The 12888-nt window shown below is 51.8% G+C and carries 12 protein-coding genes and 1 pseudogene; 6 read left to right on the top strand and 7 right to left on the bottom strand.

From position 1 onward, the window contains the following. Position 1 precedes the first annotated feature (1 nt). Both SM755_RS16655 and SM755_RS16650 read left to right on the top strand, forming a co-directional pair. Positions 2 to 283 carry an AbrB/MazE/SpoVT family DNA-binding domain-containing protein gene (locus SM755_RS16655; RefSeq protein ID WP_006111354.1) on the top strand — a complete coding sequence of 94 codons (282 nt, stop codon included), beginning with the start codon at positions 2 to 4 and terminating at the stop codon, positions 281 to 283. Then, positions 280 to 756: a PIN domain-containing protein gene (locus SM755_RS16650; RefSeq protein ID WP_323173648.1), complete on the top strand. Its 477-nt coding sequence runs from the start codon at positions 280 to 282 to the stop codon at positions 754 to 756. Before SM755_RS16655 ends, SM755_RS16650 begins: the two co-directional genes overlap by 4 nt. 184 nt (positions 757 to 940) lie before the next feature. Here SM755_RS16650 and SM755_RS16645 read toward each other — a convergent pair whose 3' ends face one another. Together SM755_RS16645 and SM755_RS16640 are read right to left on the bottom strand one after the other, a co-directional pair. Continuing rightward, the gene (locus SM755_RS16645) at positions 941 to 1615 is read right to left on the bottom strand and encodes a DNA methyltransferase (protein WP_323173647.1); all 675 of its coding nucleotides are present in this window, start codon (positions 1613 to 1615) and stop codon (positions 941 to 943) included. Between the two features lie 305 nt (positions 1616 to 1920). Then, a pseudogene (locus SM755_RS16640) lies at positions 1921 to 2160 on the bottom strand (RNA-guided endonuclease TnpB family protein); the annotation flags it as partial. Between the two features lie 485 nt (positions 2161 to 2645). On the opposite strand from SM755_RS16640, the gene SM755_RS16635 reads away from it, so the two are divergent. After that, complete coding sequence (locus SM755_RS16635) at positions 2646 to 3686, top strand: lysylphosphatidylglycerol synthase transmembrane domain-containing protein (protein ID WP_323173646.1); 1041 nt, start codon at positions 2646 to 2648, stop codon at positions 3684 to 3686. A gap of 177 nt (positions 3687 to 3863) precedes the next feature. Next, positions 3864 to 5156: a glycosyltransferase family 2 protein gene (locus SM755_RS16630; RefSeq protein ID WP_323173645.1), complete on the top strand. Its 1293-nt coding sequence runs from the start codon at positions 3864 to 3866 to the stop codon at positions 5154 to 5156. Between the two features lie 561 nt (positions 5157 to 5717). On the opposite strand, the gene SM755_RS16625 is transcribed toward SM755_RS16630, so the two are convergent. The 4 genes from SM755_RS16625 to SM755_RS16610 form a co-directional block, all read right to left on the bottom strand. After that, positions 5718 to 6614, bottom strand: coding sequence for a hypothetical protein (locus tag SM755_RS16625; RefSeq protein ID WP_323173644.1), 897 nt, complete (start codon positions 6612 to 6614; stop codon positions 5718 to 5720). Positions 6615 to 6775: 161 nt separating this feature from the next. After that, complete coding sequence (locus SM755_RS16620) at positions 6776 to 7468, bottom strand: zinc ribbon domain-containing protein (RefSeq protein ID WP_323173643.1); 693 nt, start codon at positions 7466 to 7468, stop codon at positions 6776 to 6778. Beyond that, a complete protein-coding gene (locus SM755_RS16615; RefSeq protein ID WP_323173642.1) occupies positions 7461 to 8003 on the bottom strand; it encodes a hypothetical protein in 543 nt (180 codons plus the stop codon). The genes SM755_RS16620 and SM755_RS16615 overlap by 8 nt, the downstream gene beginning before the upstream one ends. A 2-nt stretch (positions 8004 to 8005) precedes the next feature. Beyond that, positions 8006 to 8413 (bottom strand): helix-turn-helix transcriptional regulator, encoded by a 408-nt coding sequence (locus SM755_RS16610; RefSeq protein ID WP_323173641.1) that lies wholly within the window; start codon positions 8411 to 8413, stop codon positions 8006 to 8008. A 233-nt stretch (positions 8414 to 8646) separates the two neighbouring features. Here SM755_RS16610 and SM755_RS16605 point away from each other — a divergent pair, with 233 nt between their 5' ends. Continuing rightward, positions 8647 to 8916, top strand: a complete 270-nt coding sequence (locus tag SM755_RS16605; protein ID WP_323173698.1) for a winged helix-turn-helix domain-containing protein — start codon at positions 8647 to 8649, stop codon at positions 8914 to 8916. A 306-nt stretch (positions 8917 to 9222) separates the two neighbouring features. After that, positions 9223 to 10038 carry a hypothetical protein gene (locus tag SM755_RS16600; RefSeq protein ID WP_323173640.1) on the top strand — a complete coding sequence of 272 codons (816 nt, stop codon included), beginning with the start codon at positions 9223 to 9225 and terminating at the stop codon, positions 10036 to 10038. 623 nt (positions 10039 to 10661) lie between these two features. Here the strand turns inward: SM755_RS16600 and SM755_RS16595 are convergent. Beyond that, positions 10662 to 11885 carry a hypothetical protein gene (locus SM755_RS16595; RefSeq protein WP_323173639.1) on the bottom strand — a complete coding sequence of 408 codons (1224 nt, stop codon included), beginning with the start codon at positions 11883 to 11885 and terminating at the stop codon, positions 10662 to 10664. Positions 11886 to 12888: the final 1003 nt, after the last annotated feature.

The raw sequence follows: 12888 nt of genomic DNA, 5'->3' as shown, positions 1-12888 counted from the left end.
TATGCCGCGCGTTACCACTAAAGGCCAGGTCACTATCCCGAAGGAAATTCGGGATACGCTCGGAATCGAACCCGGTGACGAAATCGCGTTCGAAGAGGCTGAGGCTGGCTACAAGATCCGAAAAAAAGAACCGACTACCGCAGACGGAGAAGACCCCTTCGAAAAATACCGTGGCAGTGCCGAAAGCGATGAGACAATGCCGGATCGAATGCGTCGGCTCCGCAGCGAGTACCCCCGTGATGTCGGTAATGATGAAGACGATGAGTCGGAGGGAGAGGCGTGATCACGGCAGTCGATACAAACGCTCTTCTCGCGCTTTTGTACGAAGACGAACACACCACGAAAAGTGAAGCAGAACTTCGGCGCGTCTACAGAGAGGGACGAGTCGTTATTACACCACTGGTGTACGCTGAACTCGCAGCAGATGGCCACTTCGATACCACATCGGAACTCGATCAGTTTCTTGAGGACTTCAGTATTCAGCTCGTTGAACCATCACGAGAGGCATTGTTCCGAGCAGGTGAGCAATTCCAGCAGTATACTGTTCGGCGGCCAGATGGGCTTCAATGCCCATCTTGTGGGACGAAACAGACCGTCCGTTGCGAGGAGTGTAGTGAGGATCTTGCACCGCGTCAGCATATTGCTGCGGACTTTGTCATTGGTGGACACGCGGCTGTCGACGGAGATGCGTTGGTCAGCTTCGATAACGCCTTCTATGAGACATATTTCCCAGCGTTGACTGTGTATCCTGAGTAGAGGATGTCATAGAACGGTTCGCATACTCATCCTATGACTCCCCGACAAACGGTAAGTACAGACGAAGACGTTACCGAAGTGGCTATCCACCTCTCCGATAGCTGCCAATAACAGCGTGCTGAATACAGAGGATCTATGCAGCAGCGAACGTAGGCTGTGCTACCGGCACCAAGTCAGGCATCCGTCAGTCGGATGGCTTCCTGAAGGTGAGACAGTAAGAGTGGTCGTATCCGTAGCCGAATGCGGGTTCATCCGTGCTTCCATCCGGGTCTTCGGATATCCACGTGACGACTATTTCCCCATCGAAATCAAAAACAGTTGACACTCGGTCGGCAACGTCCCAAGCTAGGGTCGTGACCCGGTCCTGATGTTTCATGTTTGCAATATCAATAATCACGTGGCCGCCGGGGGCAAGGACGGTATCGAGCCGGGAGAACGCAGATTCGATATCGTCAAGATAGTCGTCATACGTGCTCTCGCCGGCGTAATTCTGGAATGGATTTCGGTCGTCTTGCTGTTCCATGAACGGTGGTGAGGTGAAGCAGCAATCGATGGGCGGGAACCACGAAGAATTCAGTTTGAGGACATCACCCTGCCGGACGTTATCAGGTGAGGAGATCTGTTCACGGATACTGCGTACGCGGTCGGCCTCGTACTCGATACCGTGAGGAATCCGGTCGAGCTGTTCAGCGATGAAGAGTGTCGTGCCGAAGCCGGCGAAGATGTCGAGTACCCGGTCCTCGGGTTCGGTGTAGGTCTCTAAGAAGTGCTCGACGAGTGCGTGGGGGGTACGAATGTCTTGGCCCTCGCCCGGGAACTCGTCTCGGTGTGAGAACTCCAGTGAGAGATACGTGTCCATATGCTTCAGATTCCCGCACCCGACAAATTTCTATTTTGATTTCATACGAACTGCCTCTACTCCTCCCGAGCGATACGCGCTGTGTATTCAGCAAGGCTCTGCCAACATCCCTGGTAGGTGATAGAAATGCCAGTGTTAGATTCGCAAGTGTAGTGAACGGTTAGTTTGCTCCAGATTTGGCGAAAAGAACGTCATGAAGATCGTTCTATGACACCCTCTGAGTAACCTATATCCAGCTCCCAGTCATGCGGGAAGCAGACTTGGTTGCGACATGCACAAGTACGCTTACTGACTGTGAACCTTCACATGAACTTTCCGTAGTCGAGTCGTTCTCGGATATACGACAGGTCATCGAGCACGATTATCGGCTCATCGAAGGACTCAGCGTACTCGACGGCCTTGCGAGAGACCTTCTCGACGATATCTGTGAGCGCATTTTGGTAGTGGTCAAATCGCTCGTCAATCCGCCACTCGGCGGCGTCATGTTCCTGTAGGCGCTTCAACGCCGTGAGTATCTCTTTGAGGAGGTGTCGCGCCTGACTCCCACTTCGAGCATCGGTTCCTGTGGTACGTCGCGTTTGAGGGACAGCCCGTGGTCAACGCGCTCTCACCTCCATCGAAACGGCGTCGAATGCGTCGTGGAGCGCGTTTCGGAACTGTCCAAGAGCCGCTGTAGGCGTTGCTCCTTGCCCGTAGTGGGTGTGGTGAGCGTGACCTGCAGCATTTTCGTCACCGTATCGGATACACACTTAGATAAATGTTAGACAAATTTAAGCGTAGCAGAATGAAAGAATGACCTGTGCCAAATATCAATTTCGAGGTCGACGACGACCAGTACGAACAGTTAAAAGAGACAAAGAAGCGCCATGGATTAACTTGGAAGGGAATGATGCTCTACGCGCAAGAGCAGTTGGATTCCGAGAGGGGCGAATGATCGGTGGACAGCGTAGTCAAGTGACGCGATTCCCCACCCAGCCTAAAGGCCGCGGTTCTCTCACTGTTTAACGATGTTTTCTCATGAGGTCCTTTAATGTCAACTAACAAGCTTCTCGATTGGCGATCCATCCTCATCGGGTTCGCCGGTGCCGGACTCGTCCTCTCGTTGATGCTCTGGGTCGTCGGTATCGACGGGATCATTGCACAACTGCACAGAGCCCAGCCCGCCGTCATCGCCGTCTTGCTTGGTTTCATCCCTCTCTGGCTTGTTGCTTGGGGGCTCTGTCTGCACACCGTCTTGCGCGCGTTAGGAACACCAATCTCTCGAGTACAGTCAATCGTTGTGTTTACTGCTGCAACCTTTGCGAATCAAGTCACCCCGTTCGGACAGGCCGGCGGTGAACCCATCAGTGCGTTCTTGATCTCTGAAGCCGCCGACACAGAGTACGAGAACGGACTGGCTGCAATCGCGAGCGTCGATACTTTGCACTTCTTCCCCTCGATCGGTATGGGGATCGTTGGTATTGGACTATTCGTCCTGCGTGGACTCAACTTCGACCGAAACCTACTCCTTGCTAGTTTCACTGTGGTGGCGCTCCTTACTGGGTTCGTTCTCGCACTAACGCTCGGGTGGCGCTTCCGCCATCGGATCGAGGCAATGACCCTCTCCGTGGTCCTACCGATGGCCCGCTGTATTGGTCGGACTGTCCCACGCGTTAGCGCGCCGACGCGAGAAGACATCAAACACCGCGTAGATGGATTTTTCGCCTCTATCGAACGTATCGCCAGCAATCGGCGGCTTCTGATCTTGGCCGGTTTGTTCTCGTGTGCCGGGTGGCTCACGCTAGCGATCTGCCTTTGGATCTCGCTGGTGTCGATCGGAGTTACTGTTCCCTTCGTGGCGATGCTCATCGTGCTCCCAGTCGCCAGTATCGCTGGAATATTCCCACTTCCGGGCGGTATCGGTGGCGTCGAGACGGCGTTTATCGTTCTGGTCGTCTCTACAACCGGAGTTGCGACGACGGCTGCGACGGCCGCCGTCGTCATTTATCGGGGAGCGACCTACTGGCTCCCGATGCTGGTTGGTGGCAGTATCGCCGCTGTGATCGTAGACAATCTGTATCGTCGCCATTGATGCTGGTAAGGGCCACGAAACATCTATCGAGCGTCTGACGGTAGTCTGCTGTCTATATTACAGAAATTCGATAATTAATAAAGACATTACTGATAGCCAGAGACACTCATTATAACTATTTTTTGAACGTAAATTGAAATCTATAATTTTATATTACTGCTATCACAAGTCCGCAGTATGACTTCCCTCCACCGATACCTCCTAGCCCCTGGTATCGTCGTTGCTCTCATGGCGATAGCGTTGATGGGCGATTTTCGTGTAATAGCACATCTGGTTTCGCTCCTTGGGGTTGTGATAGCACATCCGTTTTGGTTCCTCAACACTGTCTTTGACATGCGTGTTTGGTTCATTGTCGCCGTCGCGATCCTCGCGGCCTCGTTGCTGCTGTATCTGCTGTCGCTATTTCGGGAAGATTCCGATGCGCTGGTCCATTCAGGCCGGTCTGTCGAGGCACTGGTCCCTGTCCACAATGAACCTGAAGTAATGCATCGCTCGGTAGAACACCTGGCAGCCTCAACCTACGAGGACCTCACTATCACAATCGTCTGCGAACCGGATGATCAGCCCTCTATCGATCGGGCTACCGATTTGGCCGCCGACCACGAGCAAGTCAAATATATCCTCAGTCGTCGGCCGGGATCGAAGGCAGGCGCACTCAATGATGCCATTGAACGCAGCGATGCTGACGTGATTGCGATGTTTGATGCTGATCAGGAACCTCACCCGAGGCTGATCTCCCATGGGATGGCCGCGTTAGGAGAACATGACATCGCACGGGTCCGGAGCCTCCCACGGCCAACAGGCCTCATCGAATCGATGGCATACTACGAGTATCTACTGCTCTTTTTCTTGCCACAGAAGCTCGCTCGCTCCCTGCTGGGACTCGGAATCGTTGGCACCCGCAGTGTCCTAATCGAGCGCTCGGTCTTCGATGAGGTGGGGCAATTCGACGAAGGAGCACTGACTGAGGATATGGACTTCACTCATAGGTGTAACCAAGCCAATCTTTCTATCCGAGAACTGTTGTACTATCCCTGTTACGAGGAGGCAGCGCACACGCTTCGAGACTGGTGGGGCCAACGGGTTCGCTGGATATCCGGTCACGTCTCCATTTGCCATCGCCACATCCGCGACTGGCGCAATCTGCGTGATCCGGCATTCCTGAGTTCGTTACTGTCACTCGTGGGGACGTTCGCTGTCGGGACACTCCTCTCAGTGACGGTTCCGGCACTCGTGCTAGCTGCTCTCGCTCATCCCAGCCTCGTCGCTATGGGCTTGGCTGGCATCTACGGCATCACACTCACAACCCGTGGAATCGACAACTATACCGCCGGCACTGAAGGGTTTGATCTCGCGTGGCTGCTCATCCCGGTCGCACTGACGCTCTTCGGACTCGTCGTCGTGCAGGTCGTCGTCAGCTATGTCGTCGGGCAGGAAGTTAACTGGTACCAGGTGGAAAAACACGGCTAAACGGACCGTTGAATTGGTTGTGGGACTACTCGATTTCTCGCTTTGTTTCGCATGAGAGTACCATAGTATCGCTGTGATTCGAAAATGTGTCCGGAACGGGGAACCACGAAACTTCCGGGCGTAGCTGTTCAGTCCGATGAACCACGAATAGTGGGTGAAGAATGAACGTCAATTAGGCGTTCGTAAGCGGATTCTGGTTGATACCGGGTGTGTGGATTGCGACTGCGGGGAATGGAACTGCGACTGAATGACCGCGTCAAGATTCTGATGGTGATCGATGATTCAACTGTTTCACCGCCGATTCCATAGGTTACGCCGATCTCCCTCAAACTCTATCGCCTTCTCTTGAGGAGATCGTGCTGGTCTAGTTTGCCAGTTCCCGGTGACACCTGACGTCTTCAGTGAACTCTCTTGAGCTGTCGTTCGTTATAGACCGACGACCGATCGAGCGACAGACAAGCAAGTAGCCAGACAAGCAAACAACCGCTTTCGTGCTGGGTTTCTGTTAGCCGTAGAGTGTGAAAGTCTTCTCAGGGTAGTGTGAGCAAGCCGGCAACAGCTTCACCTATCGACATCAGCTGTCTCCGGATCGCTCTGTTCGGCTGCTCTTGTCCCTTCACCAGGGATCTCTGCATCGGACATCAGGAGAACACGGCGTTCGGTGTATTCGAGGCCGTTTTTACGCTGACGCTTCCGTTTGATTGCGAGCCGATTCTTCGAAAGATCGAGTAGAGCGTCGATCGTCCTCGAGACGAGCTTCTTGGCATAGCCATCACTGACCCCTTTCTCCTGCCGACGGATCCAGTGTTTCATATCGCTAGCCGAGACGTATTCACGGACGCCTGCACCCCCTTTCTCCCACGGGTTATCTCCTACTCCTGGGTCGGTGCGTGCCTTCCAGAGCTTTGCTGCAAGGCGTGAGGGCAGCGAGGACGTGGTTGCATGGAGCATGTCGTCGTCCATCTTCGCAAGTTGCTGAATCGGCAGCAGATCGCTGTGTGCGAGCGCGACATCGCCGCCACGATCAAGTGGATCATCACTCTCAGGCAGACGGAAGTATTGTCTGCCGTCGTCTTTCTTAACCCGCTCAAGGCGACCATCAGCAACGCTGATCTCGCTTTCGTCGACGTTCTCCTCGAGCAAATGGGCGCCCTTCTCGAGTTCACGTGCTTGGAGTTCGCCGACGCGGTCTTTGTTCGCATTGAGTTTCTTCTCGTGAGCATCCAGGCGAGCCTCGCTCGGTGTCCGTGTTGCTTCGAGTTCAACGACGCGTTCCTCAAGGCGATCGTTCTCTGTCTTGGTCTGTTCGAGTTCGATTTCGAGTCGGTCGAGGCGTGTCTCCTTCTGCTCGAGGGCGGATTCAAGGGTCATAATCCGTTCTCGAAGTGACTCGAGTTCATCTGCCAATGCCTGGGTCATCGCTGCGTTCGGTCCGGATTGCTCGGAATTTGTGCTCATGGATGATGTCGGTGGTTGCAGTGTGGTCGAAAAACCGGGGCAACTGGGTGCGCTGTTGCTGTCAGTGGGGGTGGCGGGAGTGGCCGGTCGCAGTCGAGATGTGGGAGATCGATGCCACTTGTGGAACCACCGTAGTCCCGTTCGTTGCGGGCTGTCGGTGGCTAGGTATCGTTCTCGGCGATTCCACCATCAGCGAGCATTGCAGACCGATCGTCTGGGGACGTTGGCCGAGAAGGCCGATAGGCACACTGCTGGCCGGGATAGTATCGCTGTGCAAGAACCTTCGCAGCATTGTGGTCGGCGTAGACGCCGTCGACGTGACAGTCCGGGTTGGTACACTGGAAGGTCTTGTTCAGTGGCCGTTCACCCAGAACACCGCAGACGTGGCACTCCTGGGAAGAGAACTCTTCTGGAACTGTTGTGACCTCGATACTGTACTCGGCAGCGATCGTGCGAAGCCGACGATGGGCTATCGGCAGCAGCCACGAAGTGCCTCGATGAGCGTCAGGGTCGGTGATCCACGCCCAGAGGTCAGGCTTGAAGTGACTATCCTCGGTGACCAGAACCGGATGCTCGTATGCGCTTGCGTACTCACAGAGCTCTCGAGCGGCAGCGTCGATCGCCTCGATGAGGGCAACTCGACGGTCCTTGACGTACGCCACGATTGTATCCCGGTCGAACTCGCTGCCAAGTAGGGCGGCAGTCTGTTCGCGAAGCGCGTCTAACTGAACACAGAGGTCGTCGCCGCTGATCGTGTAGGCTCCTTTCCAGTCCGGCATTTGCACCGGACAGGCGGTGTAGAGATTGTACTCGCCAAGGTCGACACCAATCGCAGTGGGGCTGGCCTTATGCATTGTCGTCACCCCGCTGGATCGTGTGCGGAGTTGGCTCGTGAATAGACACTGATGCACCGCCAGCATCGATCACGGCCGAATCGTCAGTCTGCTCCTTGAGGATGTTTTGAGCGGTGCAAAGTTTCGCTGCCCAGGCGGCAGCTTCAACGGTCGAGATACCCGGGATTGTGCTCCAGCCGATCTGTTCGTGGGCGGTCGCAAGCTTCTCGAGACGAGCCGCCGTTCGGCGACGGTCGATCTGAGACTCGAGATTGTCGGCCGACTGCGTATTAGTGTGACTCTGGCCGCCATCTGGTAGGGCTGGCTGGCCGCTCGTGGATTCATCGTCCAGGTCGGTCGGGTGATTACTCAACTGGACTGTGACGCCCGATATCGGTTCGCGACCGGTTTCCCGCCACTCGCCGTCGCGGTGTTCGTGGGTGATCCGCCACGCCTCACCGCCCGTATCGGGAATGATCGTCATGCGACGGCGACGATTGTCGATCGTGGTATACTCGAAGATGAACTCGAGTGGATAGTCCGCGATACTTTCCATCACTACTCACCCCCATCGGCGACCGGCTGGTGCGGTGTGATATTACAGGCGTCTGCAAGCTGGCGGGTACGCTTCTTGAGGAGTGCGTGTGCGATGCCGGTGAGTGTATACTCGTTCGTGCGACGGTCGAGTTCGGATTTCTCGAGAAGGTTCTGGTCGACGAGGTCGTCGAGGTTCGGGTAGAGTCGGCCGTGGTTGACCTCGCCGTAGCGCGTCTCAAGGTCGGCTTTGATCGCGAGGCCGTAGGACGGGTCAGCACTGTTCTCGAGGCGGGCGATCGCTGCGAGGATATCGCGTTGGAACGCAGTGAGATCGGCCCAAGTCGTGTCGTCGGCGGGTTGGTTGGTGTTCTTGAGCGATGCCTCTTGTCGTTCGGGACCTTCAAGGCCCCGTGGAATGTTGTCGGACATGGCTTCCGTACCGCGTCTACGGGAGCCGTGCGGGTCTGGTGGTACCATCACCAACCCGCGTTTTCCACACGAGTCTGACAGATTGTCAGTCTCATGTGAAACTCCCGTTAACCAACCATTCGAAACCCATCGTAATAAATTCTTCTACGATATCGTTGAGAGAGTTCTTCAATATAGTTGCATTGTTCAGCCATTTCGAACCATGTAAGAAGGTCGGGAGAAAGATCCGAATCATGAGAAAGCCCGGTGATTGGATGCAGAATCCGACCGATGAGCGGATTCTCGAGGTTTTGAATACCGGGCTGGAGTTGGGACCGACGACCATCGCGAGAAATATTGACCGTGATCGAACGGGTGTAAGTCGGCGACTGTCGGTCCTAGTCGACTATGAACTGGTGAACAAAGTAGAGGAAGGCTATTACGAGATCACCGATCTCGGTAAGCACTATCTCGAGGGCGAACTCAACGCGGGCGAACTCGAACCGGTCGGAGATACTGAATAAGGATTTCCGATCTGGTCACCTACTCAAGACGCGGTTAGCCTGTTGGTGAACACAGGCTCTAAATTTCTCACCAGCTCATAATGATCTTCGATACATCATGAGTGAAAAGTATGTTGGAGCAATACTATGGAAGTCTCTGCGGTGCATTCCAATTATACACACGATTGGTCCGCGCTTGTGTGCATATTCGGGAAGCGGAGTTTGGCGACGTGCAACTCGGAGGGGGAACGGTAGTCTGCCTTGAGATAACTAATGGTGGTTGCCTAAGATGAGTAATCTTATTATCACATCATATATATCCCAATCATGGAGACTATTTCGACCATTCTCCAAGCAGTAACTGGATTTTTAACGATGGTTCTAACAGGGCTATTAGTATATTTTTATAAAGAAATGAAGGATTCCCAGGCTGAACAAACAGAAATAATAAGAAAACAAGCAAAAATACAGAATCAACAATCAGAAATACAAAATTTGCAAACAGAGCTTATGAGAGGGCAAAATAGACCATTTATTAATGTTCTCACACATGATATCCAGGGAGATACAGTCTCTATAACTATTAGTAATAAGGGGAACGGGGTTATTAAGAAAGTGGGTTTGAGGTTTCGGATATACGTGAAATGTTCTGCAGTAGATGGAAGCTCAGACAGTTTATCTAGCTCAGATTGGAGGGAAGAAGACACTGTGTCAAACTACAACAATCAGGAGAAATACATTGAACTCGGAAATATAGAATCTGACCAGATACAAAAAAATAGTGACCACTCCCTCATTCGGCCTGAGAGAAACACGAACGAGTACATTTCATTGCATCCAAATGAAGAAAGAGAAGGATATATCTGCCCGAAATATAGCCTTTGGGTGAAGGGAGAATATGGAGAGTATTATACATCTCAGATAATGGAAGTTCTTTCTGATCTAGGGTTAGAACATGTTGACTTCCATTGGGATTTTGTCTATGAGGATCTCTCAGGTATAAAATACTATGACCATTTCAAATCAAGCGAGGTAAATTTGGATAGTGGCGATAACTTGGAGAGGATCATCGAAAGTACGAATAGAAGTGGTATTCTCCTAGATGAAGTGACAACTGTGAATTATTATGAGAAGCCACCCTGAAACATTAATCTTCAACTCACTCATTGGAATGTGTGTTTGTACAAGCCACTATGAGTCTATGTTAATCAGTAATCTTAGCTGCGAGGTGGGATGCGGAGTTGGGGACTTAGTTACAATCTTCGTCCCAGCAGTGTGCTTCTCTTCTCAGTTTGAGTTGCTGGGTTAGATCCATAAGGGCAAGTCCATGTTGATTCACAATTTTGCCTGCCAGATCGCGTGCGTGTTCTTCCATTGGATCTTCGATGTCACAGTTCTTCTCGAGATTATGGGCAAATCTGAGCAGTGTATATGCGATCAGTAGATCATCTTGGGGATGACGCATCGCTCTGTCTGGTTCCGTTATCCAACTTAAAGGTGCGGACCCCGTTCTAAACGGATTTGACAAGGCGAGTTACCGAGGTTCTTGCCCAATAGACCGTGGGTAGCGTCGTTGTACCCCTTGTTTAGACGCCTCTGCTTGGATAAGTCAGGAATTACTTCGGCTTTGATAGTTGGTGGAGGTGTAGTGATAGCTAACTTAGCGTTGGGACTGCTGTACGGGAAGTAAGGTATTTTCCCACTGTAATCCAATATAACATTCTATCTCAGAATAATGTAATTCGTGCCGTTCTAGTCAGTATTCCTCACTCTGTTTCCTTTTCCTTGTCTTCCGATTCCTCACTCTCATTATCGCCATCCTCTCCTGAGTTAGGCACTATAGTCCACTTTCCTGCTGCAGTCTCTGCTTCATGTAATTCCTCGAATGATTCATCCGCTTCCCGATAGTAATCCAATAACCTAAGCTGGTGGTGAATAAATCCGCGCTCATAAAAATCGTTCCGTATTATGACAGATTTGTTTTGGCTGAAAAAGCGGTATGCTGCGTTTCTCACATCTTTCTCATCAAAATCTGTGGACGAGGGTGATTCCAAAATGGGACTATAACGATCAATTTTCTGAGTGAGAGCTTCTTTTTGTGCTTCTTCAGTCCGGTACCAGGTGACCGAGTCCTCAAACCGGATTTTATTCCATCCATGAGACCTTATTTTTCGAAAAAACGGGTCTTCGAAGGCACTTAAATTGAACTCTGCACCATCTTTCGTATTCGGGCTAGCGGTAACGATGAAGTCTCTGAGTTCGTCTTGTAGATCCATATCAGAGATCGTCGTTTCACCCGCAAAGCGGTCCATTAAGTAGTCAAAGAGCCGGTCAGGCTCTATCCATAGACGATCTTTAGATTCTTTTGCTCCAAGTTGTACCCAACCATAATCAAGAAGTCTTGTCTCAATTGCGGCAGTATACGCTACAGTTTCCCTCTCTTCAATTGAACGTTCAACATTAACTTCATCCAGCCTTTGTTTTATATAGTCATAGATGATTGTATGGGAGAGTATGCGGTCGGATCCAATTTTTGTTAAAATTTTATTGAAATCAGGTATAATTGGCTGCATTTCATTCCGCCGGTCTTGTTGATATACGAGTAAATATTCGCAGTTTTCCCACTCTGATCCTTGGAAGCAATAATCTGTGTCGACCTGAAACCATCCATGTTTAGTAAGAACTCTTACTATTCTTTCAGTCTGTGACTCATAGATATGATCTGATGGATTGTCAAAAGGAATATCAACAACAAAATTAATATCTTCTGTTGGAAGTACTAGCTTCTCATTCCATTTTGAAAAAGCATAAACATGTGCGTAACATTGCGCAGTCTTTCTCAGATCCTCATTGGGAGTTCCACCTCGTAGCGTCCTGTATCTTTTTAATATGGCACTATATACACCTTCTCCAAATTCAAAGGAAGAATCAAATTCACCTTTTGAGGGGAAATGGGTTTCATCATACCATGCTTGCTTGTACCAGGACATTAGTCAGTAGTTCTGTAATACAGGAATATAAATATTATCTAAGATGAGTGTAGCCCCCTTTGGGGTGAGGTTCCTCAATTTCGAAGGAATCAATGTCTGGACGGCATTATTCTCCTGAAAATAAGCACGGTGGGAGCCCTTTCTCTCATTCGTTCAGCGAGAAGATCTCGATGCAGAACACAAACGGTGTGGAATTGAGACGGATTTGATTGGTGCTCACTACCTTCTCTGTTACCAGCCACCGCTCGGTCAAATTGGCCAAGGTGGTAACTTTCCATCCGTCTAACTAAAAGGTGCGTTTCGACTGTTTCCCGTGGAACATGAGCTTCGACTGGAGACGCGCGGAGCTGGGGGCGAGGCAGTGTAATTTTTTGGCTCTGTCCCCTTGGGGACACACCGCTCCTCACTTGAATTCTCCCTCCCCATATATTCCGGTACCCCATCTTCAATCAGAGTCATCTATATACAAGATGTCTTGAGCCGACTTACTCTTCCGCAGTCTTTCAGCTGTTAACGCCATATCTACGACAAACCCACTGTCCGCAAGCCACCGATCGGTTGGATTGCTGTGATTCCGAAATATGTCCGGAGCGGCGAACCCCGAAACTTCCGAGCGTCGGTGGCTATCCGACCTGACGAACCACGAATTGAGGCTGATCGATGAGCGCCAATCAAGCGTGCGCGAGTGGGATTCGTGTCGGCCACGGACAGCGCGTGGATTGTGACTGCTGTGGAACGGAACTGCGGCCGAACGATCGTGTCGAGGTCCTGGTGGCGATCGACGGTTCGGCTGTCGATGTGGTATCGACGCGTGGGCGCTGTTGTGCCGTGGTGAGCTGGCTGATGCAACGCAGCGCCCCTGTTAGCTCGTCCATGGGACGCTTGCAGCCTCGATCGACGCCCGAAGCCGCTCGGAAGTGATCGTCTCGGGAACTGAACTCGTGGATCGAACCGAAGACTGAATAGTCGGCTCTGGTGAATCGCTAGACAGCGCCGACTTGAT

It is taken from the genome of Natrialba sp. PRR66 (assembly GCF_034808065.1).
GTDB lineage: Archaea > Halobacteriota > Halobacteria > Halobacteriales > Natrialbaceae > Natrialba > Natrialba aegyptia.
The sequence above is the reverse complement of the archived record's forward strand: the minus strand, read 5'-3'. Positions and strand labels throughout refer to the sequence as shown.